Raw genomic sequence first — 25,660 nt, forward strand, 5'->3', positions numbered from 1 at the left:
TGATTCCAAGCGGCTCCAGCGCAGCGGTGTAAAACCGCTCACTCGCCTCGAAGTCTGAAGCGAACACGCCCAGGTGATGGACGAAGGACATTGATGCTTCCATGGCGGCCGAGCCTACGGAACAGATCGAGCAGCACCCGGCACTCGCACCAACCCGGTGATCGTTTCCGGACACAGCACTAGCTGGATTCCGGCCAGCGGAACCGACGTGCGTGAGCCTTCCCGTGCAGGCTCGGAAGCCTTCCCGTGCAGGCCCCTGGCAGCCCCTGTGCCCCAACTCCCGTGGCCGATAGGGTGCGTGTGCAAACAGGTGGTCACTGATGGGTACGGGGAAGGGTTGGCGTGAGTCAGCGGCAGTTGCAGAAGATGTTTCGGCTCATGGCCAGTGGGGAGCCCGTTGAGCTCACCAGTGCCATGGCGTCCGTGAAGAAGCTTGCTCGGCTTGCCTTCGTTGCGGAGCAGTTCGGGTATCAGTACGCGGACGTTCGGCAGTCGGGTGGGCAGAACAACGCGCTGAAGATGCTCATCGTGCCCGATCCCAGTCCGCAGGCTCAGAATCGGGCCGCGCAGAACTGGGCCCAGTATCCGCAAGCCGGCGACGGGAAGTCGCTGCCGCCCGTCGTGCCCGATGCGCTGGAGCTGCTCAAGGCTCGGATCAACTTCGATCTCACCGGCAAGAGTGCCGAGAAGCGGATGGGGTTCGGGGCCATCGGGGTCACCGTCGGTATGGCCATCGGGGTCGCGCGGTCCAGTGGGGACGGGGTGTTCTTCGTCATAGGGACGTGGGTGCTCCTCATGGCGATCCTGGGTGTCGGGTTCGTCGTCACGCGGAAGCGGAACGCCAAGTTCGCGGCGCGGTTGCAGGCTGCCGGGTTCGCGCCCGTTGCGGATGAGACGGGGAGGGTGCGGTATCTGCCTCCGGGTTCGCAGCTTCCGGGGCATGGGAATCCGTTCGGCGGTCAGCAGCACATGCAGGCGGGGCAGGGCAATCCGTTCGCCGGCCAGCAGCAGGGTCAGTCGTACGGTCAGCAGCACATTCAGCCGGGGCAGCCGCACGGTCAGCAGCAGGGCCAGCCCTATGCACCTCAGCAGCCCTACGCCCCTCAGCAGCCATACGCGGCTCCGCAAGCGCACGCCCCCGCCCCCGGACCGTACAGCGGTCAGCCGGCCCCCGCCCCCGGACCGTACGGCGGCCAGCCGGGTCACCCAGGCCAGCCAGCCCCCGGCCCCTATGCCCAGCCCCAGCCCTACGCCCAACCCAACAACCCCTACGGCCAGCCCCAACCCCCTCAGCGCTGAACCGACACCACCGAGCCGACGCCCCGCCCCCAAGGCGGGGCGTTTCGCTTGCTGAACCCACCCGCACCCACCCACGTACTCTCACTCAGCAACGTACGAACCCCACCCGGCGCACCCCGAACCCACTCCGTCCCCCCTCCCGACCTCACCGCCACCCCCGCCCGCTCGTGAGAGCAACGTTCCCGGGCGGTCACTCAGAGGCACAGACCGGAAACGCGCCATCCCTACCTTCGGGACTCATCACCTCACGTACGGACCCCACGTACGACACCTGAGCACCGGAGAACCGTGGAGGCGTCATGACAGCCCCTAGTACAGCCCCCGCATCGAGCAGGGGAGGCCGCTGGATCGAGCACTGGGATCCGGAGGACGAGACCTTCTGGAAAGAGACCGGCGAGAAGGTCGCCCGGCGGAACCTGTTCTTCTCCGTGCTGTCCGAGCACATCGGGTTCTCGATCTGGACCCTGTGGTCGGTGATGGTGCTCTTCATGGGGCCGGAGTACGGGCTCACCCCCGCCGACAAGTTCTTCATCGTGTCGATGGCGACCCTGGTCGGCGCCATCGTGCGCGTCCCCTACACCTTCGCCGTCGCCCGCTTCGGCGGCCGGAACTGGACGATCATCTCGGCGAGCATGCTGCTCATCCCGACGATCGCGGCGTTCATCGTGATGGAGCCGGGGACGTCCTTCGGTACGTTCCTGGTGTGCGCCATGCTCGCCGGCGTCGGTGGCGGTAACTTCGCCAGCTCCATGACCAACATCAACTCCTTCTTCCCGCTGCGTAAGAAGGGGTGGGCCCTCGGCCTGAACGCCGGTGGCGGCAACATCGGTGTGCCCGTGGTGCAGCTGGTCGGTCTCGCCGTCATCGGCGCCAGCGCCGGACCGCGCGTCCTGTTGGGGATCTACATCCCCTTCATCATCCTCGCCACCGTCCTCGGCGCCCTCTACATGGACAACATCTCGTCCGTGAAGAACGACACCGGCGCGGCCAAGGAGGCCGTCAAGGACGCGCACACCTGGATCATGTCCTTCCTCTACATCGGGACCTTCGGATCCTTCATCGGCTACAGCTTCGCCTTCGGGCTCGTGCTGCAGACGCAGTTCGGTCGTACGCCGCTGCAGGCCGCGTACGTCACCTTCATCGGCCCGCTGCTCGGCTCCCTGATCCGGCCCTTCGGCGGCTGGCTCGCCGACAAGTACGGTGGGGCGCGCATCACCCTGTGGAACTTCGTCGGCATGGGTGCCGCGACCGGCGTCATCATCTCCGCCTCGATGTCGAAGTCGCTGGCCCTGTTCACCACCGCGTTCATCGCGCTGTTCATCCTGACGGGGCTCGGCAACGGCTCGACGTACAAGATGATCCCCGGCATCTTCCAGGCCAAGGCCGTCGCCATGGGCCTTGAGGGAGAGGAAGCCGCCTCTTACGGGCGCCGGCTCTCCGGTGCCTCCATGGGCCTCATCGGGGCTGTGGGTGCGCTCGGCGGGCTCGGCATCAACCTCGCCTTCCGGCAGTCGTTCCTGAGCGTGGGATCGGGTACTGGTGCCTTCGTGGGCTTCCTTGCCTTCTACGCGGTCTGCTTCGTGGTCACCTGGGCCGTATACCTTCGTAGCCAGGCGCCCGCCCAGAGTCAGTCCACCGCCGCCGCCGAGACGAAGTCGCAGCTCAGCTACGCGAAGGTGTGACGTAACACCACCGACATCAAGCGGAACCGAGCCTGTCACGAGCCGTTGACAGGCTCGGTCGACCGCTGATGTACGGCGGGTGCACGACCGGTTGCAGACCGGTGCGGGATGAATCAACATCGGGACGAGAGCTGATGCACGAGGAACTGCAGCGACCAGACCGACACGAACACGGCCCCCTCGCGGGATTCACCGTCGGCGTGACGGCGGCCCGCCGTGCCGACGAACTCGGCGCCCTGCTCCAGCGGCGCGGTGCCGCCGTCCTGCACGCCCCGGCCCTGCGCATCGTGCCCCTCTCCGACGACAGCGAACTGCTCGCGGCGACCAAGCAGCTCATCGACCAGGCGCCGGACGTCGTGGTCGCCACCACCGCGATCGGGTTCAGGGGGTGGGTCGAGGCCGCCGACGGATGGGGGCTCGGCGAGGCCCTGCTCGACCGGCTGCGCGGTGTCGAACTGCTCGCCCGTGGCCCGAAGGTCAAGGGCGCGGTCCGGGCCCAGGGGCTGACCGAGGAGTGGTCCCCGTCCTCCGAGTCCATGGCCGAGGTGCTCGACCGGCTGCTGGAGGAAGGGGTCGAAGGGCGCCGGATCGCGATCCAGCTGCACGGTGAGCCGCTGCCCGGTTTCGTCGAGGCGCTGCGGGACTCGGGCGCGGAGGTCGTCGGCGTACCCGTCTATCGGTGGATGCCGCCGGAGGACATCGGCCCCGTCGACCGGCTGCTCGACGCCACGGTCTGTCGCGGCCTGGACGCGCTGACCTTCACCAGCGCGCCGGCCGCCGCCTCGCTGCTGGGCCGCGCCGAGGACCGCGGACTGCTGCCCGAACTCCTCGCCGCCCTCAATCACGACGTACTGTCGGCCTGCGTCGGCCCGGTCACCGCGCTGCCGTTGCAGGCCCGGGGCATCGACACCATCCAGCCGGAGCGCTTCCGGCTCGGCCCCCTCGTACAGCTGCTGTGTCAGGAACTGCCTTCGCGGGCGCGTACGTTGCCGATCGCGGGCCATCGGGTGGAGATCCGCGGGCACGCGGTGCTGGTGGACGGCGCGCTGCGGCCCGTACCGCCGGCCGGAATGTCCCTGCTGCGCGCGCTGTCCCGGCGGCCGGGCTGGGTCGTGTCCCGCGCCGAACTGCTGCGGGCGCTGCCCGGCGCAGGGCGGGACGAGCACGCCGTCGAGACGGCGATGGCCCGGCTGCGTACGGCACTGGGGGCGCCGAAGCTGATCCAGACGGTGGTCAAGCGCGGTTACCGGCTCGCCCTCGACCCGGCGGCGGACACGAAGTACGCCGACGTGTGAGGCTTCCTCGGCTTCGCGTCAGCCGTTGTGCATGCGCGATGGTTGCAGGGCAACCAGGTGCGTGGGGTTCCGGCCGCGCGTGCGGGGAGGCACTGTAGGGGTACGGACCCTCACCGACCCCCTATGGCGGTAACCCCAAGGCGGTGACAGGAACATGGCACTGGGCACAGTCGCGGCCACGGTCTCGTACGAGCTGCGGTTCGACTCCGGGCGGATCTGTCTGGACCTGCTGGCGACCACGCATCCCGAGGAACGGTTCGACTCTCTCGAGCCGTTGCGGGCCTGGATCGGCGGATCGGGGCTTGTTCCGGCGGGTACGTCGCTGGCGGCGGCCGACGCCTCCTGGCTGGTGGGCTTTCGCGAACTGCGCGGCCATATCGGACAGTTGGTGCGCGGGGAGCCCTCGCGGGAGTCCCGGCCCTTCGGCATCGCGCTGGCCCGCGTCAATGAGCTGGCACGCGCCGCGGCGCCGCCGGCTCCGCGTGCCGTCTGGGACGACGCGGGTTCTCTCGTACGGGCCCTCGACGGCGCCCCCTCGTGCGCCGCGCTCCTCGCCGCCGTGGCCCGCGATGCCGTGGAGCTGCTGACCGACCCCGTCGCCCGGGCGGGCATCCGGCAGTGCGAGGGGGACAACTGCCCCATCGTGTACCTCGATACGTCCCGGGGGCGCAGGCGCCGGTGGTGCTCCAGCGAGACGTGTGGGAACCGGGAGAGGGTTGCCCGGCATCGGCGGCGGGCAGCACTCGCGAGGGCTTAGGAACGTGCCCGCGCTCAAGCCAGTCCCGTAAGTCCCCTTTGTTCTCCTCGACTTCGAGTGACATTGGCAACAACGTGTTTCCTCCTGTCGCTGCCGGGGCAACAGTGCGATCTTGCCAGCATGGCGGAAATGTAAAGCACTAGTGACGGGAATGTGCGGCCATGTCCGGCTGGTCCCGGGGGCTCGAAGAAACTTGGGTCACACGTTGAACAGGCCGAGCCCCATGTGCGTACCCGGTGTTGAGCGACCGACTCGGGGGGATCCCCGGACACCGGAGGTAGGCGTGCGCAAGGATTCCGCCGTGGCCGATGAACGATCGCCGAGGGCCCGACATCGCATGTCCCAGCCCTCGGAGCCCGACGAGGAGCTGATGCGTGCGCTGTACAGGGAACACGCGGGGCCCCTGCTCGCCTATGTGCTGCGGCTGGTCGCGGGGGACCGGCAGCGCGCGGAGGACGTTGTGCAGGAGACGCTCATCCGTGCCTGGAAGAACGCCGGGCAGCTCAACCGAGCTACCGGTTCGGTACGCCCCTGGCTGGTGACGGTTGCCCGGCGCATCGTCATCGACGGCCACCGCAGCCGGCAGGCCCGGCCGCAGGAGGTGGACCCGTCGCCGCTGGAGGTCATCCCCGCGGAGGACGAGATCGACAAGGCGTTGTGGCTGATGACACTGTCGGACGCGTTGGACGACCTGACCCCTGCTCACCGGGAGGTCCTGGTCGAGACCTACTTCAAGGGGCGTACCGTCAATGAGGCGGCCGAGACGCTGGGCATACCCAGCGGCACCGTGCGCTCACGGGTGTTCTATGCCCTGCGTTCGATGAAGCTGGCGCTGGAAGAGCGTGGGGTGACGGCATGAGTACATACGGGGGATACGGAACGGGTACTCCTGGACCCATGCAAAGTTCGCAGGGTCAGGGTGATGTGCACGAGACCGTGGGCGCGTACGCCCTCGGCATCCTCGACGACGCCGAGGCCACCGCCTTCGAGGCGCACCTCGCGACCTGCGACTGGTGCGCACAGCAACTGGACGAGCTCGCGGGCATGGAGCCGATGCTGGCCGCCCTCGCGGATCTGCCGGGTTCCCAGGGAACGCCTGCCATCGGCGAGTCGCTGTCCGCCAAGCCGAGCCCACGCCTGGTCAACCGGCTGGTCGACGAGGTCGCGGAGCGCCGTGCCCAGAAGCGGCGGCGCGGTATGTACATGGTCGCGGCGGCAGCCGCGCTGATCATCGGCGGCCCGGTCACCGCGATCGGTGTCACCGGCGACGGCGAGAGCAACAACAACGTGACGGCGGCACCGCACTCCACGAGCCCCGCCGAGGACGCCTTCTTCAACGACATGAAGGACAAGGTCTCCGCCACCGACCCGACCACCAAGGTCGTCGCCACGGTCGGCATGGAGTCCAAGGGCTGGGGCACCCACGCGGTCCTGGAGCTGAAGAACCTCAAGGGCCCGGAGAAGTGCTCCCTCGTCGCCGTCGGCAAGAACGGCGAGCGCGAGACGGTGAGTTCCTGGTCCGTCCCCAAGTGGGGTTACGGCATCGAGAACAGCACCAACGAGAAGGCGAAGAACCCGCTGTACGTCCACGGCGGCGCGGCCATGACACCGAACGAGATCGACCACTTCGAGGTCGTGACGTTCGAGGGCACGCGTCTCGTGCAGGTGGACGCCTGACGGAACTGAGCGAACCACGAGCGGACACATAGCTTCCAGGGCCCCCTTCGCGTACGGTTGACGGCTGCCATGCACGTCAGAAGGGGGCCCGGTGGCCGCTCAGGTTCAGCAGGAAGCCGCGCTGCGCTCGGTCGACCCGTCAGCTCACGATTCCGTACGGGATCGGGAGATCGGCGTCGAACAGGAACACCTGGACCGGGTCTACCGGCGCCTCGAGGAGAAGATCCACGAGGCGGAGTTCCTGATGAACGACGCGGCCAAACGCGGTCAGGTCGGCACGCCGGGCGCGCTGGCCGAGCGTGACGCGCAGGTGTTCCGGGCGGGGGTCCACCTCAACCGCCTGAACAACGAGTTCGAGGACTTCCTCTTCGGACGGATCGACCTGCTGGCCGGCAAGGACGGCAAGAAGGGCCCGGACGGCGCCTACACGGCGGTCGAGCCCGCCGAGGGCGCCATACGGTCCGACAACACCGCCGACATCGCGGAAACGTTGCACATCGGCCGGATCGGCGTCCTCGACGCGGACTACTCCCCGCTGGTCATCGACTGGAGGGCGCCGGCTGCCGCGCCGTTCTACCGCTCGACACCGGTCGATCCGGGCCGGGTCGTCCGCCGCCGGGTCGTCCGCTCCAAGGGCCGCCGCGTACTCGGCGTCGAGGACGACCTGATGCGGCCCGAGCTGTCCGCCTTCCTCGACGGGCACAAGCTGCCTGTCGTGGGCGACGGCGCGCTGATGGCCGCGCTCGGCCAGGCCCGCAGCCACACCATGCGGGACATCGTGGCCTCCATCCAGGCCGAGCAGGACCTGGTCATCCGGGCGCCCGCCGCGTCGGTGACGTACGTGGAGGGCGGCCCCGGAACCGGCAAGACCGCCGTCGCGCTGCACCGGGCCGCGTACCTCCTCTACCAGGATCGCCGCCGGTACGCGGGCGGCATCCTGATCGTCTCGCCCACGCCGCTGCTCGTCGCGTACACGGAGGGCGTCCTGCCGTCCCTCGGCGAGGAGGGGCAGGTCGCCATCCGCGCAGTCGGCTCCCTCGTCGACGGCGCGGAGGCCACGCTGTACGACTCCCCGGCGGTGGCCCGCGCCAAGGGCTCGTACCGGATGCTGAAGGTGCTGCGGAAGGCGGCGCGGGGGGCGCTGGAGATGCCGGGAGCGCCGACTTCTGCTCCGGCCGCTACGGGGCAGCTCGCCTTCGGTGACGACTTCAGCGGCGAGGACGATGCGCAGACCCCCGTCGCCCCCGCCTCCACCCCCACTCGCCTCCGCGTCGTCGCCTTCGGCCGCCGCCTGGAACTGGAGGCCCCGGAACTCGACCGCATCCGGCACACCGCCCTGTCCGGCACCGCGCCCGTGAACCTGCTGCGCCCCCGCGCCCGCAGGCTGCTGCTCGACGCCCTGTGGGCGAAGTCCGGCGCCGGATCCCGGCACACCGACCCGGAGCTGGCCGCCGAGCTGCGGTCGTCGTTCGACGAGGACATCAGCTCCGAGGACGACTTCATCGCGTTCCTGGACGCCTGGTGGCCCGAGCTCACCCCGCGTGCCGTACTGGCCGCGATGGCCGACGAGAAGCGGCTCGGGCGCTGGGCCCGGCGGATCCTCAACCCCGGCGAGGTGCGCCGCGTCGCCCGCTCCCTGGGGCGCGACGGGCTCTCCGTGCACGACGTGGCGATGCTCGACGAGCTCCAGGCGATCCTCGGCACACCGGCCCGCCCCCGCAAGAGGCGCGAGGCGGACCCGCTCGACCAGCTCACGGGCCTGGAGGAGCTGATGCCGGTCCGCGAGGAGTCACAGCGCGAGCGCGCCGAACGGCTGGCCCAGGAACGTACCGAGTACGCGCACGTCATCGTCGACGAGGCACAGGACCTCACCCCCATGCAGTGGCGCATGATCGGCCGCCGTGGCCGGCACGCCACCTGGACGGTCGTCGGCGACCCCGCCCAGTCCTCGTGGTCGGACCCGGACGAGGCCGCCGAGGCCCGCGACGAGGCCCTCGGCACCCGCCCACGCCGCCGCTTCACCCTCACCGTGAACTACCGCAACCCGGCCGAGATCGCCGAACTGGCCGCCCGCGTACTGGCGCTGGCCATGCCCGGCTCGACGTCCCCGTCGGCGGTCCGCTCGACGGGCGTGGAGCCCCGCTTCAGCGTCGTACGGGACGGTCTCGCGCGGACCGTCCGCGAGGAGGCCGCGCGGCTGCTCGACCGGGTCGACGGCACGGTCGGCGTCGTCGTCGCCATGAACCGGCGGGCGGAAGCCGCACGATGGCTGGCCGGGCTCGGCGGCCGGGTCGTGGCCCTCGGGAGTCTGGAGGCCAAGGGACTGGAGTACGACGCGACCGTCGTCGTCTCGCCCGCGGAGATCGCCGACGAGTCGCCGGCCGGGCTGCGCGTGCTGTACGTCGCCCTGACCCGCGCCACCCAGCAGCTCACCGTCGTCTCGCAGGACCGCGACGAGCCCGACGCGAACGGGGTGCCCGACCTCCTGAGGGACTGACCGCGTGGCCTTCCCTGTGACTCGGCAATGAACTCCCGAGACGGGAATTGCCTTGAGGGGATCCTTTGTTACCTTGGATGAGACACCGGCCCGATCCAAGCCCCCGGGCCCAACCTTCGTCGCTTCGAGCGACCACTTGCCGCGAGGCGAGCATGGCGGGTCGGTGTCATTGAATGTGAAGGGGCCCGTGTCACCTGGTGACACGGGCCCCTTTTCTCTGTCCCAAGTACGCCGGATTCTCCCTGGCACCCCGTGCCACCTGCGCGAAACCCGCGCGAACAAAACGTTCGCAATCAGAGGCGGCTACCGCGTACTCCGCGGTAGGTGCGACGATCGGACGGCACAAGAGCGACCCACAGCGACACACGGTGAAAGCAGAGGAAGTCGGCCATGGCAACGGCGCCCAGCGTCTCCTACTCGATGACGGTCCGGCTGGAGGTGCCCGCGAGCGGAACCGCGGTCTCCCAGCTCACCGGAGCCGTCGAGTCCCACGGAGGCTCGGTGACCGGCCTCGACGTCACGGCGTCCGGCCACGAGAAGCTCCAGATCGACGTCACCATCGCGGCGACGTCGACGGCGCACGCGGACGAGATCGTCGAGCAGCTGCGCGGCATCGAAGGCGTCACGCTCGGCAAGGTCTCCGACCGTACGTTCCTGATGCACCTCGGCGGCAAGATCGAGATGCAGTCCAAGCACCCGATCCGCAACCGTGACGACCTCTCGATGATCTACACGCCGGGTGTGGCCCGCGTCTGCATGGCGATCGCCGAGAACCCCGAGGACGCCCGCCGTCTGACCATCAAGCGCAACTCGGTCGCGGTCGTGACGGACGGTTCGGCGGTGCTCGGCCTCGGGAACATCGGGCCCAAGGCGGCCCTGCCCGTCATGGAGGGCAAGGCGGCCCTCTTCAAACGTTTCGCCGGCATCGACGCCTGGCCGCTGTGCCTGGACACCCAGGACACGGACGCGATCGTCGAGATCGTCAAGGCCATCGCGCCGGGCTTCGCGGGCATCAACCTGGAAGACATCTCGGCCCCGCGCTGCTTCGAGATCGAGGCACGCCTGCGCGAGGCCCTCGACATCCCCGTCTTCCACGACGACCAGCACGGCACCGCCATCGTCGTACTCGCCGCCCTGACGAACGCGCTGCGCGTCGCGGGCAAGGCGATCGGTGACATCCGCGTCGTCATGTCCGGTGCGGGCGCGGCCGGTACGGCCATCCTCAAGCTGCTGATCGCGGCGGGCGTCAAGCACGCCGTCGTCGCCGACATCCACGGTGTTGTGCACGCCGGTCGCGAGGACCTGGTGTCGGCTGCCGCGGATTCGCCGCTGCGATGGATCGCCGACAACACCAACCCCGAGGGCGTCACGGGCACGCTGAAGGACGCCGTACGCGGCTCCGACGTGTTCATCGGCGTCTCGGCGCCCAACGTGATCGACGGCGACGACGTGGCGGCGATGGCCGAGGGTGCGATCGTCTTCGCGCTCGCGAACCCCGACCCCGAGGTCGACCCGGCGATCGCCCGCCAGACGGCGGCGGTCGTGGCCACGGGCCGCTCCGACTTCCCGAACCAGATCAACAACGTGCTGGTCTTCCCGGGCGTCTTCCGCGGCCTCCTGGACGCCCAGTCCCGCACGGTCAACACGGAGATGATGCTGGCCGCCGCGACCGCCCTCGCGGACGTGGTGACCGAGGACGAGCTGAACCCGAACTACATCATCCCGAGCGTCTTCAACGACAAGGTCGCGGGCGCGGTCGCGGGCGCGGTGCGCAACGCGGCGAAGGCGGCGGGCGTGGCGGCCACGGGCAATACGACGCCCTGAGCCGCCGTCCGGACCGGTTGCGTCGTAGCCTGTGATGGTCGCCACGGCCGCCCGGATACGGCGCGTCGTGGGACATGGTGTCCCTGGCCGCCCCTAGGGTGGCGGCCAGGCTCAGGCCTTGTAGGCCCTGCGATCCGCTGCCGGGAGCGGACGGAGCGTCACCTTTTCCAGGCTGTGGCGCTTTTCGTGTGACTCCCAGGGGTGCCGGATTGGCTTTCCCGCCGCAGGTGGGGGCAGGATGCGTCTCTGGGCGCGAGGGTCTGGCTTTGGACCCGGGTCCGGGGACCGACCGAGGACCCTGGCAGCATCGGCTCCGCTGGTGCTCATCATGCGGCTCCGCCGCGTGGCACGCCTCAACGGCAAGAAGAACACGGGAGTAACAACATGAACCGCAGTGAGCTGGTGGCCGCGCTGGCCGACCGCGCCGAGGTGACCCGCAAGGACGCCGACGCCGTTCTGGCCGCGTTCGCCGAGACCGTCGGCGAAGTCGTCGCGAAGGGCGACGAGAAGGTCACCATCCCCGGCTTCCTGACCTTCGAGCGCACTCACCGTGCCGCTCGTACCGCGCGCAACCCGCAGACCGGCGACCCGATCGACATCCCCGCCGGCTACAGCGTGAAGGTCTCCGCTGGCAGCAAGCTCAAGGAAGCCGCCAAGGGCAAGTGACCTTGCCGTCTACACCTCCCCGGACGGTGTACGGCAGGTAGGCAATGCGATGGGGCGGCACCCGGACTTCGGGTGCCGCCCCATCGCTGTTGCGCTTACCAATGGCCTGGCGCCGGCCGGGCTGTTTTGGCTAGCCGAGCGCCTTGCCCGGCAGTTCCACCTTCGCGCCCAGATCCCCGAGCTTCTCCATGAAGTTCTCGTAGCCGCGGTTGATCAGGTCGATGCCGTGCACCCGTGAGGTGCCCTGGGCCGCGAGCGCCGCGATCAGGTAGGAGAAGCCACCGCGGAGGTCGGGGATGACCAGGTCGGCGCCCTGGAGTTTGGTCGGGCCCGAGACGACCGCGGAGTGCAGGAAGTTGCGCTGGCCGAAGCGGCAGTGGGAGCCGCCGAGGCACTCGCGGTAGAGCTGGATGTGCGCGCCCATCTGGTTCAGGGCGGAGGTGAAGCCGAGGCGGGACTCGTACACCGTCTCGTGGATGATCGACAGGCCTGTCGCCTGCGTCAGAGCGACGACGAGCGGCTGCTGCCAGTCGGTCTGGAAGCCGGGGGCCACGTCCGTCTCCAGCGCGATGGACTTCAGCTGGCCGCCGGGGTGCCAGAAGCGGATGCCCTCGTCGTCGATCTCGAAGGCGCCACCCACCTTCCGGTAGGTGTTCAGGAACGACATCATCGAGCGCTGCTGGGCGCCGCGGACGTAGATGTTGCCTTCGGTCGCCAGCGCCGCGGAAGCCCACGAGGCGGCCTCCAGGCGGTCCGGGAGGGCCGCGTGGGTGTAGCCGCCGAGCTTGTCCACGCCCGTGACGCGGATGGTGCGGTCGGTGTCCATCGCGATGATCGCGCCCATTTTCTGCAGTACGCAGATCAGGTCCTCGATCTCCGGCTCCACGGCCGCGTTCGAGAGCTCCGTCACACCCTCCGCCAGGACCGCCGTCAGCAGCACCTGCTCGGTCGCGCCCACGGACGGGTACGGCAGCCGGATCTTCGTGCCGCGCAGCCGCTGCGGAGCCTCCAGGTACTGGCCGTCCGCCCGCTTCTCGATCTTCGCGCCGAACTGCCGCAGCACCTCGAAGTGGAAGTCGATCGGCCGACCGCCGATGTCACAGCCGCCCAGACCCGGGATGAACGCGTGGCCGAGCCGGTGCAGCAGTGGTCCGCAGAACAGGATCGGGATGCGCGACGAACCCGCGTGCGCGTCGATGTCCGCGACGTTCGCGCTCTCCACGTGCGAGGGGTCCAGGACCAGCTCGCCCGGTTCCTCTCCCGGCCGGACCGTCACTCCGTGCAGCTGCAGCAGCCCGCGTACGACACGTACGTCGCGGATGTCGGGCACATTGCGCAGCCGGCTCGGAGCGCTGCCGAGCAGGGCGGCGACCATGGCCTTCGGTACGAGGTTCTTCGCACCACGGACACGGATCTCACCCTCCAGCGGGGTTCCGCCGTGGACAAGCAGGACATCGTCTGAACCGTTGACGGTCATGTATCTCGCGTTCCGATGAAGTTGGACAGGGGCAGGTAGCGCTGGGTCGGCGCAGAACCGGAGAAGCAAGCGTAATGGCCGCCTACCCCGGTACCGGTAGCCCAAGTACGGCTCAGCCCGTCATAGCTTTGCCACAACACGAACGGTTCTTCGGTGGGTACGCGGGGTCACTGGCGGGGGCGTGCGCTCCACCTGCATCTGTACGCCCTGAGCTGCATTCACTCGCGTACTGGCAATGCCTCCCCACCCAAGAGGAAGATGCGGGATCATGTCTGGCATGACCGAGGTGTCCTCGCTCACAGGGCGGCTGCTCGTGGCCACTCCCGCCCTGGCGGACCCGAACTTCGACCGCGCTGTGGTGCTGCTCCTCGACCACGACGAGGAGGGCTCCCTGGGCGTCGTCCTCAACCGCCCCACACCGGTGGACGTCGGCGACATCCTTTCGGGCTGGGCCGACCTCGCCGGAGAGCCGGGCGTCGTCTTCCAGGGCGGCCCCGTCTCGCTCGACTCGGCGCTCGGTGTCGCAGTCATCCCCGGCGGCTCCTTGGGGGAGCGCGCGCCGCTCGGCTGGCGCCGGGTGCACGGCGCGATCGGGCTCGTGGACCTGGAGGCCCCGCCGGAACTGCTCGCCTCGGCCGTCGGCAGCCTGCGGATCTTCGCCGGGTACGCCGGCTGGGGCCCGGGTCAGCTGGAGGACGAACTGGTCGAGGGCGCCTGGTACGTCGTCGAGTCCGAGCCCGGCGATGTCTCCTCCCCGTCCCCGGAACGCCTGTGGCGCGAGGTGCTCCGCCGGCAGCGCAACGAGCTGGCGATGGTGGCCACGTACCCGGATGACCCTTCGCTCAACTGATGCGTGTGAGCTTTCAGTACCCTTGCAGTCATGAGCACTCTTGAGCCTGAGACCCAGCCTCAGCGCGGGACTGGTACGGGGACCCTGGTCGAGCCGGCGCCGCAGACCTCGCACGGTGACGGTGACCACGAGCGCTTCGCCCATTACGTCCAGAAGGACAAGATCATGGCGAGCGCGCTGGACGGCACGCCTGTTGTCGCGCTCTGCGGCAAGGTGTGGGTCCCGGGCCGTGACCCGAAGAAGTATCCCGTGTGTCCCATGTGCAAGGAGATCTACGAGTCCATGGGCTCCGGCGGAGACCAGGGCAAGGGCGGCGACAAGTAACGCCCGCTCTCCCTTAGACAGGCGCGGTACGTCGTGTAGTCCGGCATGCCCAGCGAGGCCGCGGCACCCCAGTGCGGGGTGCCGCGGCCTTGTCGTGTGTCCAGGGCCGTTGCACAGGGTGCTTTTAGCGGTCACAGACTGGTAGAGACCTTTGGGTAGGCCTTGTTTGCATGCTCATGAACTTCTAGCCTCCGTCGTGTTGTGCAGAGTGAAACAAGCATTGCGCATGTTGCAACACTCGCCCCTTCGGAGGATGCCCGATGAAGTTCCCCGCCAGATTCTCTGCCCGCTTCTCTGCCCGAACAGCCGCCCCGGTAGCCGCACTTGTGGTCGCCGCCCTCACCGCGACCGCCTGTGCCCCTGAGTCCTCCGACAACTCCGGCGGTACGGACGAGAAGAGCGGGACGCTGCGCGTGTGGCTCTTCCAGGAGGTCAGCAATGGGCCCAAGGAGAAGGTCGTCGACGCCACCGTGGACGCCTTCGAGAAGGCCCACGAGGGCACGAAGGTCGAGGTCGAGTACATACCCGTCGAGACCCGCGCCCAGAAGATCAAGGCCGCCTTCAACGACCCCAAGAGCGCGCCGGATCTCATGGAGTACGGCAACACCGACACCGCCGGGTACGTCAAGGATGGCGGACTCGCCGACGTGACCCAGGAGTTCACGGACTGGAACGAGGCCAAGGACACCGACCCGACGGCCAAGCAGTCCGTGACGGTCGACGGGAAGATCTACGGTGCCCCGTTCTTCGTGGGCGTCCGCGCGCTGTACTACCGCACCGATGTCTTCAAGGAGCTGGACCTTGAAGTTCCCAAGACGCAGAGTGAGTTGATCTCCACCGCCAAGGAGATCCGGCAGGCGAAGCCCGAGCTGTACGGGCTCGCGGTCGGCGGTGCGTTCACGTACGGTGCGATGCCGTTCGTCTGGTCCAACGGCGGCGAGATCGCCGAGGGCAAGGGCGGTTCGTACGCGGCGGCGATCGACAGCGCTGCGGCCCAAAAGGGCATCACGGCGTACACCTCGCTGTTCGGCGACGACAACTGCCCGGCCGCCAAGTGCGCGAGCATGGGCGGCAACGACACGATCACGGCCTTCGCCTCCGGCAAGGCGGGCATGGCGATCGGCGGTGACTTCAACCACCAGGCGGTCGAGGCCGGGAGCGTCAAGGGCAAGTACGCCGTCGTACCGCTGCCGGGGCTGAAGGCGGGCGAGATCGCGCCGGCCTTCGCGGGCGGCAACAACATCGGCGTACTGAAGAGCACTTCGCACCGTACGCTCGCTGTCGACCTGATGAAGCAGCTCGCGTCGAAGAAGACGCAGGGCGAGCTCTTCGACGCGATGGGCTTCCTGCCGACGTACTCGGATGTGCGCGCGGACGTCGCGAAGCAGGAGCCGTTCGTCGCGCCCTTCGTGCAGACGCTCGGCGCGGGCACCAAGTTCGTGCCCGCCTCGCCGGCCTGGGCCGAGATCGACGCCTCGCTCGTCCTGCCGACGATGTTCCAGGAGATCGTCAGCGGCAAGAAGGATGTGGCCGCGGCTTCGAAGGACGCGGCGACGAAGATGAACGCCGCGTTCAGCTCCGCGGGGTGAACCGGATGACCGAGGGTGCGCCCCCGCAGCGGCGCGGTGGCGCGGTGGTGACCCGTAAGTCTCCGGCCGGCGGTGGTCCTGCCGCCGGTTCGCCGGGCGGGGCGACGGCCTCGCCCGGCCCGGCGCGTGGGGGCAATCGGGTACGCGGGGCCGGAGTTGCGGGCCGGAAGTCGCGGCCTGGGGGCGGGGGTTGGGCGCCCTGGCTCTATCTCGCCCCCGCCCTTGTCGTCATCGGTGGGCTGCTCGTCTATCCCGTCTACCAGCTTGGGCTGATCTCCTTCCTGGAGTACACGCAGGCCCAGGTCAGCGGTGGCGAACCGACGACCTTCCAGGGCTTCGGGAACTACGCGACGCTCTTCGGGGACGATCAGTTCTGGCAGGTGCTGCTCGCCACCGTGGTGTTCGCGGCGGCCTGTGTCGTGTCGACGCTCGCGGTCGGCTGCGCGCTCGCCGTGCTGCTGACGCGCGTACGGGCGCTGCCGCGGCTCGCCCTGATGCTGGCCGCGCTGGGCGCCTGGGCCACGCCCGCGATCACCGGCTCCACGGTCTGGCTGTTGCTGTTCGACCCCGACTTCGGGCCGGTCAACCGGATGCTGGGGCTCGGTGACCACTCGTGGACGTACGGCCGTTACAGCGCCTTCACCCTCGTACTCCTCGAAGTCGTCTGGTGTTCCTTCCCGTTCGTGATGGTCACGGTGTACGCGGGCATCCGCGCCGTCCCCGGCGAGGTGCTGGAGGCGGCGTCCCTGGACGGCGCCTCGCAGTGGCGCATCTGGCGCTCGGTGCTCGCGCCGATGCTCCGGCCGATCCTCGTGGTCGTCACCATTCAGTCGGTCATCTGGGACTTCAAGGTCTTCACCCAGATCTACGTCATGACGAACGGCGGAGGCATCGCCGGTCAGAACCTCGTGCTGAACGTGTACGCGTACCAGAAGGCGTTCGCCTCCTCGCAGTACAGCCTCGGCTCGGCGATCGGAGTGGTGATGCTGCTGATTCTGCTGGCGGTCACGCTGGTCTATCTGCGGCTGTTGCGCAGGCAGGGGGAGGAGCTGTGAGTGCGTTGAGTTCGGTGAAGTCGTTGAGTTTCCCCGTACGTTTCCGGGTGCGGCGGCCCTGGCGGCTGGCCGCGGAGGCATCGGCTCTGCTGATCGCCGCCGTGGTCGCGTTCCCCCTCTACTGGATGGTGCTGAGCGCCTTCAAACCGGCCGGCGAGATCGAGTCGAGCGAGCCCCACCCGTGGACGCTCACGCCGTCCCTGGACTCCTTCCGACGCGTCTTCGGGCAGCAGGAATTCGGCCGCTACTTCGTCAACAGCCTTCTCGTCGCGGTCACCGTGGTCGTCGTCTCCGCACTGATCGCGTTTCTCGCGGCGACGGCGGTGACACGGTTCCGCTTCCGTTTCCGTACGACCTTGCTGATCATGTTCCTCATCGCGCAGATGGTGCCGATCGAGGCGCTGACGATCCCTCTCTTCTTCCTGATGCGGGACTTCGGTCAGCTGAACACGCTGGGTTCGCTGATCCTGCCGCACATCGCGTTCTCCCTGCCGTTCGCGATCTGGATGCTGCGGGGTTTTGTGAAGGCCGTCCCGGAGGCGCTGGAGGAGGCCGCGTACATCGACGGGGCGAGCCGGGCGCGTTTCCTGTGGCAGATCCTTTTCCCGCTGGTCTTTCCGGGGCTCGTCGCCACCAGCGTGTTCTCCTTCATCTCCACCTGGAACGACTTCCTGTTCGCCAGGTCCTTCATCATCAGCGACACTTCGCAGTCGACTCTGCCGATGGCCCTCCTTGTCTTCTACAACCCGGACAGGCCGGACTGGGGCGGTGTGATGGCGGCGTCCACGGTGATGACGATTCCGGTGCTGGTCTTCTTCGTACTCGTACAGCGACGGCTGGTCTCCGGACTGGGCGGAGCGGTAAAGGACTGACGTGAGTGAACTGATTCCCGCGCCCCGCAGCATCGTCGCCGGTTCGGGCGAGGTGCGGCTGACGGCGCACTCCCAGCTCTACGCCGGCACCGCGACGGAGGGCGTCGGTCACTGGCTGCGTACCGTCCTCCGGGAGGCCACCGGCCTGCCGCTGCCCGAGGGGCGGGAGCTCGACGACACCTACGGTGATGGCATCGGGCTCCAGCTCGACCCCGAGCTCGGCCCTGAGGAGTACCGCCTCGTCAGCGACGAAACCGGTGTAGTTGTCGAGGGCGGCAGCGCGGCCGGCGTCTTCTGGGGCGCCCAGACACTGCGGCAGTTCCTCGGCCCCGATGCGTACCGCAGGGCCCCGATCGGTCGCGACCGCACCTGGGCCGTGCCGCACGTCACGATCGAGGACGCCCCCCGCTTCCGCTGGCGCGGCCTCATGCTCGACGTCTCACGCCACTTCATGCCCAAGGACGGTGTGCTGCGCTATCTCGACCTGATGGCCGCGCACAAGCTGAACGTCTTCCACTTCCACCTCACCGACGACCAGGGCTGGCGCATCGAGATCAAGCGTCACCCGAAGCTCACGGAGATCGGATCCTGGCGGAAGCGCACGAAATTCGGCCATCGCGCCTCGCCCCTCTGGGAGGAGAAGCCGCACGGCGGCTACTACACCCAGGACGACATCCGCGAGATCGTCGCGTACGCCGCCGAGCGGCATATCTCCGTCGTCCCCGAAATCGACATCCCCGGCCACTCGCAGGCCGCCATCGCCGCATATCCGGAACTCGGCAACACCGATGTCATCGACACGACCTCCCTCTCCGTCTGGGACAACTGGGGCATCTCCCTAAACGTACTCGCCCCCACTGACAACACCCTGCGCTTCTACGAGCAGGTCTTCGAGGAGGTCCTGGAGCTGTTCCCCTCGGAGTTCATCCACGTCGGCGGCGACGAGTGCGCCAAGGAGCAGTGGAAGCAGTCGCCCACCGCGCAGGCGCGCATCAAGGATCTCGGGCTCGCGGACGAGGACGAGCTGCAGTCGTGGTTCATCCGGCACTTCGACAACTGGCTGACCGCGCGCGGGCGTCGGCTGATCGGCTGGGACGAGATCCTGGAGGGCGGCTTGGCTCCTGGGGCCGCTGTGTCGTCGTGGCGCGGCTACCAAGGCGGCATCACGGCCGCCCAGGCGGGCCACGATGTCGTCATGTGCCCGCAGGAGCAGGTGTACTTGGATCACCGCCAGGACGGCGGCGCCGACGAACCGGTGCCCATCGGCTACGTGCGCACCCTGGAGGACGTCTACCGCTTCGAGCCCGTACCGCAGCAGTTGACCCCCGATCAGGCACGGCATGTCCTCGGTACGCAGGCCAACCTGTGGACCGAGGTGATGGAGGACCACGCGCGCGTGGACTATCAGGCGTTCCCACGGCTCGCGGCCTTCGCCGAGGTCGCGTGGAGTGCGCTGCCGGCTCCCGCGGAACGCGACTTCGCGGGCTTCGAGCAGCGGATGACCGCCCACTACGGGCGACTTGACGCCCTGGGAGTGGCCTATCGCCCGCCCACGGGCCCGCTGCCCTGGCAGCGGCGACCGGGGGTGCTCGGACGCCCGATCGAGGGGGCGCCTCCAAACGTGTGAGGCGACTCCCAAGGGGGTGCCGCGAACCGGCCGCCCTGGAACGGTGGCACCCAAGGCGAAAGACACCCAAGGTCCATGAAGAGTGTCAATTCGCTCCGACCGGTGATGTCGTGCGAAATCGGGCTATCCCGCTGATGGCGTGACGAATGCCTCCTAGCGGACCCCCGCATCGTGCTGTGAGGAAGATGTGCCAGAGTTGCCACGTCCGCCCTGTCAGCACGTACCGTACGGCAGCACAGGTGGGACCAGGTGGGGCAGCGGGAAGGGGAAGCCGGTTTGACCACGCACGCACCGCAGGCGGCGCAGACCGTGACGCTGCCCGTCTCTCTTGACGAGGCCGTGGCGGCGCTCGCCGCCATGCCGGCGGCCGTTCCCGTGGCCGGCGGCACCGACCTCATGACCTCCGTCAACTCCGGGCAGCTGCGGCCCGCCGCGCTCGTCGGCCTCGGCCGGATCAGCGAGATCCGCGGCTGGCAGTACCAGGACGGCCACGCGCTGCTCGGCGCGGGCCTCACGCACGCCCGTATGGGCCGCCCCGACTTCGCGGCCCTCATCCCCGCCCTCGCGGCCGCCGCGAGAGCCGCCGGCCCCCCGCAGATCCGTAACGCGGGCACCCTGGGCGGCAACATAGCCTCGGCAGCCCCTACGGGGGACGCGCTTCCGGTACTGGCTGCCTTGGAGGCGACGTTGATCATCGCGGGCCAAGGTGGCGCCCGCCGTGAGATCCCCGTCTCGCATCTGCTGGCCGGCGTGGAGATGCTGCGCGCCGGCGAACTCATCGGGTACGTGCGCGTGCCGTTGCTGCATGCCCCGCAGGTCTTCCTGAAGGCGACCGGACGGACCGGCCCCGGACGCGCCCTGGCGTCCGTGGCGCTCGTCCTCGACCCCGCCCGGCGCGGAGTGCGGTGCGCCGTCGGCGCCATAGCGCCGATGCCGCTGCGGCCCCTGGAGGCCGAGCAGTGGGTCGCCTCGCTGATCGACTGGGACAACAACCGCGCGATCGTGCCGGAGGCGCGGGACGCCTTTGGCGAGTACGTCGCGGCGGCCTGCATCCCCGACCCGGTCCCCGCGGAGGACGGCTCCGTGGAGCCGCTGCCGCCCGCTGTACTGCACCTGCGCCGCACCGTCGCCGCGCTGGCCCGACGAGCACTGGGGAGGGCACTTTCGTGACCGACGACCAGCACGAAGAGGGCGCCCCCCAGACGGGCAGCCGCTGGGATCCGCTGCCCCAGGGCGACTACGACGACGGCGCCACCGCCTTCGTCCAGCTCCCCGAAGGGGGCATCGACGCGCTCCGGTCCGACTCCCCGCTCGCCGCACCCGGCCACGGCTACGTACCGCCGCACATCGAGGCCGAGGCCGGGCAGCCGCAGGGGGTGCGGTGGCCGGACCCGAACGCACAGCCCGAGGAGCAGCCTCGGCAGCCCGCTCACGACGGTTTCTCGTACCACCCGGGGGCCACCGGCCAGTGGACCTTCGACGAGCCCGCAGCGCCCGTCCAGGAGGGCTCGGGCGCTCCCGGACACGACGTGACCGGACAATGGTCCATCCCCGTCGCCGACGGTGATCTGCCCGACGAGTCCGGCGAGTTCACCACCTCGGCCCTGGTCGAGCAGTGGGGCGGGAACCCTCCGGCAACGTTGCCGGGCGGGGCTGCGGCACCTTGGGCGCAGGAGTCCTGGGCGCAGCCTGAGCAGCACGCACCCGACCAGCAGGCCGCCGAGCACCTCGCCCCTTCGGACGAGGCCGCCCGCCACGCCGAGAGTTCCGCGGCTGCCCGGGCCGACGAGGCCGCCGAGATCATCGACGTCTCCGGAGAGCACGCCGACGAAATCGCCGTCTCCGTAGAGAGCGGTTCGGCGGAGAGAGCCTCTACGGAGAGCGTCTTCGCAGAGCGCGAAGAGCCGGTGGAACAGTCGCCCGAGTACGGCACTCCGGAGCCCGCTGACGAACCGGGCGCCGAGTCCGAAGCGGTGTCCCAGGAGGTGCGCGAGGAGCCCGATGAGCCCGCGGCGTCCGCCGACACCCCTGAAGACGGCGCCGAGGAGGACGAGGCCGACGACTCCCCGAGTGCGCTTCCACACGACGAGATGCACCCCCTGGCCTCGTACGTCCTGCGGGTGAACGGCGTCGACCGGCCCGTGACGGCCGCCTGGATCGGCGAATCGCTCCTCTACGTGCTGCGCGAACGGCTCGGACTCGCCGGCGCCAAGGACGGCTGCTCGCAGGGCGAGTGCGGAGCCTGCAACGTGCAGGTCGACGGACGGCTCGTGGCGTCCTGCCTGGTACCGGCCGTGACCACCGCGGGCAGCGAGGTGCGTACGGTCGAGGGTCTCGCCGCCGACGGGCAGTCCTCGGACGTACAGCGGGCCCTCGCCAAGTGCGGCGCCGTGCAGTGCGGTTTCTGCATCCCGGGCATGGCGATGACCGTGCACGACCTCCTCGAGGGCAACCCGGCGCCCAGCGAACTGGAGACCCGCAAGGCGCTGTCCGGCAACCTGTGCCGCTGCTCCGGCTACCGCGGCGTCCTCGACGCCGTGCGCGATGTTGTCGCCGAACGCGAGGCGCACGCGTCCGCCGAAGCCGCCCAGGACGCCGAGGAGACCCGTATCCCGCACCAGGCGGGCCCCGGCGGGGGTAGCGTCAACCCATCCGCGTACGAGGCCTCAGTGCCGCGTGAGCAGCCCTACGATCCGCGTGAGCGGTCCTACGGTCAGGACGGAGGCCAGGCGTGAGCAACGAAACCGCCACCACGACCACCGTGGAGGCCGCTTCCGCTCCGGACTCCTCGCCGCAGTACGGCCTGGGTGCGTCCCTGCCGTCCGCCGAGGCCCGCGCCAAGACGGAGGGCACGTTCCCGTACGCGGCGGATCTGTGGGCCGAGGGCCTGCTGTGGGCCGCCGTGCTGCGCTCACCGCACCCGCACGCGCGCATCGTCTCCATCGACACCACTCACGCGCTCCAGATGGTCGGCGTCCGGGCCGTCGTCACGCACGAGGACGTACCAGGCAGCGCGATGTACGGCCGCGGCACGGCCGACCGCCCGGTGTTCGCCTCGGAGGTCGTACGCCACCACGGGGAGCCCATCGCGGCCGTCGCCGCCGACCACCCGGACACCGCGCGGATGGCCGCCGCCGCCGTCATCGTCGAGTACGAAGTACTCGACCCGGTGACCGACCCCGAGCAGGCCTTCGAAGCCGAACCCCTGCACCCCGACGGCAACCTGATCCGCCATATCCCGCTGCGGCACGGCGACTCCGAGGCCGCCGGCGAGATCGTCGTCGAGGGCCTGTACCGCATCGGCCGCCAGGACCCGGCCCCGATCGGCGCGGAGGCTGGCCTCGCCGTGCCCCGCCCCGACGGCGGCGTCGAGCTCTACCTGGCGTCCACCGACCCGCACGCCGACCGCGACACCGCCGCCGCCTGCTACGGCCTGGAACCGGAGCGCGTGAAGGTCGTCGTCACCGGCGTGCCCGGCGCCACCGCCGACCGTGAGGACCAGGGCTTCCAACTCCCCCTGGGGCTGCTCGCCCTGAAGACCGGATGTCCGGTCAAACTCGCGGCGACGCGCGAAGAATCCTTCCTCGGACACGTCCACCGCCACCCCACCCTCCTGCGCTACCGCCACCACGCGGACGCCGACGGCAACCTGGTGAAGGTCGAGGCGCAGATCCTGCTCGACGCGGGCCCGTACGCGGACACGTCGTCGGAGGCGCTGGCCGCCGCGGTCTCCTTCGCCTGCGGCCCGTACGTCGTCCCGAACGCCTTCATCGAGGGCTGGGCCGTACGCACCAACAACCCGCCCTCCGGCCATGTGCGCGGCGAGGGCGCCATGCAGGTCTGTGCCGCCTACGAGGCGCAGATGGACAAGCTGGCCAAGAAGCTGGGCATCGACCCGGCGGAGCTGCGCCTGCGCAATGTGATGACTACAGGGGACGTACTTCCCACCGGCCAGTCGGTGACCTGCCCGGCCCCCGTGGCCGAACTCCTCCAGGCCGTACGGGACTTCCCGCTCCCCGCCCTCCCCAAAGACACCCCCGAGGAGGAGTGGCTGCTGCCGGGCGGCCCCGAGGGCGCGGGCGAACCGGGCGCGGTGCGGCGCGGTGTGGGCTACGGCCTCGGCATGGTCCACATGCTCGGCGCCGAGGGCGCGGACGAGGTCTCGACGGCCACCGTGAAGGTCCACGACGGCGTCGCCACGGTGCTCTGCGCGGCCGTGGAGACCGGCCAGGGCTTCGCCATGCTGGCTCGGCAGATCGTCCAGGAGACGCTCGGCATCGAAGAGGTGCACGTCGCCTCCGTGGACACCGATCAGCCCCCTGCGGGACCGGGCTGCCGCGGCCGTCACACCTGGGTCTCCGGCGGCGCGGTCGAACGGGCCGCCAAGATGGTCCGTACGCAGCTGCTGCAGCCCCTTGCGCACAAGTTCGGGATGTCCACGGAGCTGCTCCAGATCACTGACGGCAAGATCACCTCGTACGACGGCGTGCTGTCGACCACCGTCACGGAGGCCTTGGACGGCAAGGAGCTGTGGGCCACCGCCCAGTGCCGCCCGCACCCCACCGAGCCACTGGACGAAGCCGGCCAGGGGGACGCCTTCGTAGGCATGGCCTTCTGCGCGATCCGCGCGGTCGTCGACGTCGACATCGAGCTGGGCTCCGTACGTGTCGTCGAACTGGCGCTCGCCCAGGACGTCGGGCGGATCCTGAACCCCGCACAACTCACGGCCCGTATCGAAGCCGGCGTCACCCAGGGCGTGGGTGCCGCCCTCACCGAGAACCTCCGCACCGCACGCGGTCTGGTCCGCCACCCCGACCTCACCGGCTACGCCCTGCCCACCGCCCTCGACACCCCCGACATCCGCATCGTCAAACTCCTCGAGGAACGCGACGTGGTCGCCCCCTTCGGAGCGAAGTCGGCCAGCGCGGTACCGGTGGTGACCACCCCGGCGGCGATCGCCTCCGCGGTACGCGCGGCAACCGGCCGCCCGGTGAACCGGCTGCCGATCCGGCCGCAGGCGGCCGTGGTGACGACGGGGCAGTGACGGTCGGCGGCTGTTGACGGTCTGCGGCTGGTGTCGCGACTGGACGCAGGAAGCCTTGTGGCGCTTGGGTTTTGAGGCGTTGTCAGTGGTGCGGCGTATGGTTTTCGATCAGTGGGGAGCGGCCGCTGGGACAGCGGCTGTGCCCTGCTGGGGATGCACTATGCGATCACATGCACGGGGGAGCCATGAGGACGATTGACGCCGGTACGGGGGCGATCACGCTGACCGACGAGTGCGGTGGCACGGGGCCTCGGCTGGAGGTGCCGACCGAGGCGACTGTGCGGGGCGAGATGTCGGCGTACTGGCGCATGGCCGCGCTGGTCCATGCCCTCACCCGGATCGCCGACCCGTGCGCGGGTCTCCTGCTCGACCTGCCCGCCCGGCTGCTCGACGAGGAGTTCGGCGCGGGCGCGATCATGCGCTTCGAGGACGTCGACTTCCCGGCCACGCTCACGCATGAGCCGACCCGCCATTTCCTCCGGGAGACGGGTCTTCCGGAGGACGGTGACATGTTCCAGCTGGAGATGGACGTGCCGCTGCAGACACTCGCCGAGCGCTACGCGGCCGAGCGGGCGGAGGAGGTCCAGGTCCCCGAGAGCCAACTCCCGGACGGGGCCGACCGGTTGATCCGTCTCGGTCGCCTTGGTTGTCTCGGTCGCCCGGGCCGTCTCGTCGTCGAGGACACCGACCTCCTCGTCGACGGCACCACCGGGGAGCTCCACGAGTGGTCCACCCCGGACGCCGGACTGCGACCGCTCAACGCCGACATATCCACGCTCGCGTTCACGCTCTGGTTGCTGCACCGCGCAAGTTGCCCGAGGCCGTAACCACACTCGAGGCCGTGACCGGATTCGAACCGGTGTAACTCGCTTTGCAGGCGAGCCCCTCAACCACTCGGGCACACGGCCGGGTTGGGAACAATGCGCTTCTTCCGAATCGCTCGTTCCGAACTCGATGTCGTCGACCGTAGGCCGCGGGGGACGGGACGCTCAAGGGATGGACTGGGGCTGCAATGGGACTGCCATACCGCGTTCATAAAAGGAGAGAGGGCGTACGACCAAGGTCCCAGGCGGCCACCGTCTCGCGACAGGGGCCAACGCGCATTGTGCCCCTTACGCTGACGAC

The 25,660-nt window shown here is 69.5% G+C and carries 20 protein-coding genes and 1 tRNA gene; 19 read left to right on the top strand and 2 right to left on the bottom strand.

Annotated elements, in window-relative coordinates; genetic code table 11:
• The first annotated feature begins 342 nt into the window (after window positions 1–342).
• The 9 genes from ACYVO6_RS45365 to ACYVO6_RS45405 all read left to right on the top strand — a co-directional run bounded on the left by ACYVO6_RS45365 (window position 343) and on the right by ACYVO6_RS45405 (window position 11,697).
• Window positions 343–1,299 (top strand): hypothetical protein, encoded by a 957-nt coding sequence (locus ACYVO6_RS45365; protein WP_461072175.1) that lies wholly within the window; start codon window positions 343–345, stop codon window positions 1,297–1,299.
• A 299-nt stretch (window positions 1,300–1,598) separates the two neighbouring features.
• On the top strand, window positions 1,599–2,981 hold the full coding sequence (locus ACYVO6_RS45370) for a nitrate/nitrite transporter (RefSeq protein WP_461072177.1): 1,383 nt from the start codon (window positions 1,599–1,601) through the stop codon (window positions 2,979–2,981).
• Between the two features lie 134 nt (window positions 2,982–3,115).
• The gene (locus tag ACYVO6_RS45375) at window positions 3,116–4,276 is read left to right on the top strand and encodes a uroporphyrinogen-III synthase (RefSeq protein WP_461072179.1); all 1,161 of its coding nucleotides are present in this window, start codon (window positions 3,116–3,118) and stop codon (window positions 4,274–4,276) included.
• A gap of 154 nt (window positions 4,277–4,430) precedes the next feature.
• Window positions 4,431–5,033 carry a CGNR zinc finger domain-containing protein gene (locus ACYVO6_RS45380; protein WP_461072181.1) on the top strand — a complete coding sequence of 201 codons (603 nt, stop codon included), beginning with the start codon at window positions 4,431–4,433 and terminating at the stop codon, window positions 5,031–5,033.
• A gap of 337 nt (window positions 5,034–5,370) precedes the next feature.
• The gene (locus ACYVO6_RS45385; protein ID WP_010039908.1) at window positions 5,371–5,892 is read left to right on the top strand and encodes a sigma-70 family RNA polymerase sigma factor; all 522 of its coding nucleotides are present in this window, start codon (window positions 5,371–5,373) and stop codon (window positions 5,890–5,892) included.
• Window positions 5,893–5,930: 38 nt separating this feature from the next.
• Complete coding sequence (locus ACYVO6_RS45390) at window positions 5,931–6,710, top strand: anti-sigma factor family protein (protein ID WP_461072184.1); 780 nt, start codon at window positions 5,931–5,933, stop codon at window positions 6,708–6,710.
• A gap of 91 nt (window positions 6,711–6,801) precedes the next feature.
• Window positions 6,802–9,207 (top strand): HelD family protein, encoded by a 2,406-nt coding sequence (locus ACYVO6_RS45395; RefSeq protein ID WP_461072186.1) that lies wholly within the window; start codon window positions 6,802–6,804, stop codon window positions 9,205–9,207.
• A 390-nt stretch (window positions 9,208–9,597) separates the two neighbouring features.
• Window positions 9,598–11,031, top strand: a complete 1,434-nt coding sequence (locus tag ACYVO6_RS45400) for a malic enzyme-like NAD(P)-binding protein (protein ID WP_461072188.1) — start codon at window positions 9,598–9,600, stop codon at window positions 11,029–11,031.
• 384 nt (window positions 11,032–11,415) lie between these two features.
• The gene (locus ACYVO6_RS45405; RefSeq protein WP_033325929.1) at window positions 11,416–11,697 is read left to right on the top strand and encodes an HU family DNA-binding protein; all 282 of its coding nucleotides are present in this window, start codon (window positions 11,416–11,418) and stop codon (window positions 11,695–11,697) included.
• A 130-nt stretch (window positions 11,698–11,827) separates the two neighbouring features.
• On the opposite strand, the gene murA is transcribed toward ACYVO6_RS45405, so the two are convergent.
• Window positions 11,828–13,174 carry a UDP-N-acetylglucosamine 1-carboxyvinyltransferase gene (gene murA / locus ACYVO6_RS45410; RefSeq protein ID WP_461072190.1) on the bottom strand — a complete coding sequence of 449 codons (1,347 nt, stop codon included), beginning with the start codon at window positions 13,172–13,174 and terminating at the stop codon, window positions 11,828–11,830.
• A 277-nt stretch (window positions 13,175–13,451) separates the two neighbouring features.
• Between murA and ACYVO6_RS45415 the strand changes: the two genes are divergently transcribed.
• From ACYVO6_RS45415 to ACYVO6_RS45460, 10 genes are all read left to right on the top strand, one after another.
• Window positions 13,452–14,024, top strand: coding sequence for a YqgE/AlgH family protein (locus ACYVO6_RS45415; protein ID WP_189320310.1), 573 nt, complete (start codon window positions 13,452–13,454; stop codon window positions 14,022–14,024).
• Window positions 14,025–14,054: 30 nt separating this feature from the next.
• A complete protein-coding gene (locus ACYVO6_RS45420; protein WP_165263639.1) occupies window positions 14,055–14,348 on the top strand; it encodes a DUF3039 domain-containing protein in 294 nt (97 codons plus the stop codon).
• A 260-nt stretch (window positions 14,349–14,608) separates the two neighbouring features.
• Complete coding sequence (locus tag ACYVO6_RS45425) at window positions 14,609–15,937, top strand: extracellular solute-binding protein (protein ID WP_461072193.1); 1,329 nt, start codon at window positions 14,609–14,611, stop codon at window positions 15,935–15,937.
• A gap of 5 nt (window positions 15,938–15,942) precedes the next feature.
• Entirely contained in the window at window positions 15,943–16,992 is a 1,050-nt protein-coding gene (locus ACYVO6_RS45430) for a carbohydrate ABC transporter permease (RefSeq protein WP_461072195.1), read from the top strand.
• Window positions 16,989–17,864, top strand: a complete 876-nt coding sequence (locus ACYVO6_RS45435; RefSeq protein WP_461072197.1) for a carbohydrate ABC transporter permease — start codon at window positions 16,989–16,991, stop codon at window positions 17,862–17,864. Before ACYVO6_RS45430 ends, ACYVO6_RS45435 begins: the two co-directional genes overlap by 4 nt.
• 1 nt (window position 17,865) lies before the next feature.
• On the top strand, window positions 17,866–19,491 hold the full coding sequence (locus ACYVO6_RS45440; RefSeq protein WP_461072199.1) for a beta-N-acetylhexosaminidase: 1,626 nt from the start codon (window positions 17,866–17,868) through the stop codon (window positions 19,489–19,491).
• A gap of 276 nt (window positions 19,492–19,767) precedes the next feature.
• The gene (locus tag ACYVO6_RS45445; protein ID WP_461072201.1) at window positions 19,768–20,661 is read left to right on the top strand and encodes an FAD binding domain-containing protein; all 894 of its coding nucleotides are present in this window, start codon (window positions 19,768–19,770) and stop codon (window positions 20,659–20,661) included.
• Window positions 20,658–22,226: a (2Fe-2S)-binding protein gene (locus tag ACYVO6_RS45450; protein ID WP_461072203.1), complete on the top strand. Its 1,569-nt coding sequence runs from the start codon at window positions 20,658–20,660 to the stop codon at window positions 22,224–22,226. The genes ACYVO6_RS45445 and ACYVO6_RS45450 overlap by 4 nt, the downstream gene beginning before the upstream one ends.
• Window positions 22,223–24,535, top strand: coding sequence for a xanthine dehydrogenase family protein molybdopterin-binding subunit (locus ACYVO6_RS45455; RefSeq protein WP_461072205.1), 2,313 nt, complete (start codon window positions 22,223–22,225; stop codon window positions 24,533–24,535). The genes ACYVO6_RS45450 and ACYVO6_RS45455 overlap by 4 nt, the downstream gene beginning before the upstream one ends.
• Window positions 24,536–24,720: 185 nt before the next feature.
• Window positions 24,721–25,362, top strand: a complete 642-nt coding sequence (locus ACYVO6_RS45460) for an SUKH-4 family immunity protein (protein WP_461072207.1) — start codon at window positions 24,721–24,723, stop codon at window positions 25,360–25,362.
• A gap of 9 nt (window positions 25,363–25,371) precedes the next feature.
• Here ACYVO6_RS45460 and ACYVO6_RS45465 read toward each other — a convergent pair.
• Window positions 25,372–25,443 (bottom strand) — tRNA-Cys (locus tag ACYVO6_RS45465).
• Window positions 25,444–25,660: the final 217 nt, after the last annotated feature.

The organism is Streptomyces pseudoechinosporeus, assembly GCF_054783935.1.

What these genes read in the sequence shown, in the direction of transcription:
- ACYVO6_RS45425 (WP_461072193.1), top strand. Translation starts at nt 14,609, where the DNA reads ATGAAGTTCCCCGCCAGATTCTCTGCCCGCTTCTCTGCCCGAACAGCC.
- ACYVO6_RS45390 (WP_461072184.1), top strand. Translation starts at nt 5,931, where the DNA reads ATGCAAAGTTCGCAGGGTCAGGGTGATGTGCACGAGACCGTGGGCGCG.
- ACYVO6_RS45370 (WP_461072177.1), top strand. Translation starts at nt 1,599, where the DNA reads ATGACAGCCCCTAGTACAGCCCCCGCATCGAGCAGGGGAGGCCGCTGG.
- ACYVO6_RS45375 (WP_461072179.1), top strand. Translation starts at nt 3,116, where the DNA reads ATGCACGAGGAACTGCAGCGACCAGACCGACACGAACACGGCCCCCTC.
- ACYVO6_RS45420 (WP_165263639.1), top strand. Translation starts at nt 14,055, where the DNA reads ATGAGCACTCTTGAGCCTGAGACCCAGCCTCAGCGCGGGACTGGTACG.
- ACYVO6_RS45380 (WP_461072181.1), top strand. Translation starts at nt 4,431, where the DNA reads ATGGCACTGGGCACAGTCGCGGCCACGGTCTCGTACGAGCTGCGGTTC.
- ACYVO6_RS45405 (WP_033325929.1), top strand. Translation starts at nt 11,416, where the DNA reads ATGAACCGCAGTGAGCTGGTGGCCGCGCTGGCCGACCGCGCCGAGGTG.
- ACYVO6_RS45400 (WP_461072188.1), top strand. Translation starts at nt 9,598, where the DNA reads ATGGCAACGGCGCCCAGCGTCTCCTACTCGATGACGGTCCGGCTGGAG.
- ACYVO6_RS45385 (WP_010039908.1), top strand. Translation starts at nt 5,371, where the DNA reads ATGTCCCAGCCCTCGGAGCCCGACGAGGAGCTGATGCGTGCGCTGTAC.
- murA (WP_461072190.1), bottom strand. Translation starts at nt 13,174, where the DNA reads ATGACCGTCAACGGTTCAGACGATGTCCTGCTTGTCCACGGCGGAACC.
- ACYVO6_RS45415 (WP_189320310.1), top strand. Translation starts at nt 13,452, where the DNA reads ATGACCGAGGTGTCCTCGCTCACAGGGCGGCTGCTCGTGGCCACTCCC.
- ACYVO6_RS45460 (WP_461072207.1), top strand. Translation starts at nt 24,721, where the DNA reads ATGAGGACGATTGACGCCGGTACGGGGGCGATCACGCTGACCGACGAG.
- ACYVO6_RS45430 (WP_461072195.1), top strand. Translation starts at nt 15,943, where the DNA reads ATGACCGAGGGTGCGCCCCCGCAGCGGCGCGGTGGCGCGGTGGTGACC.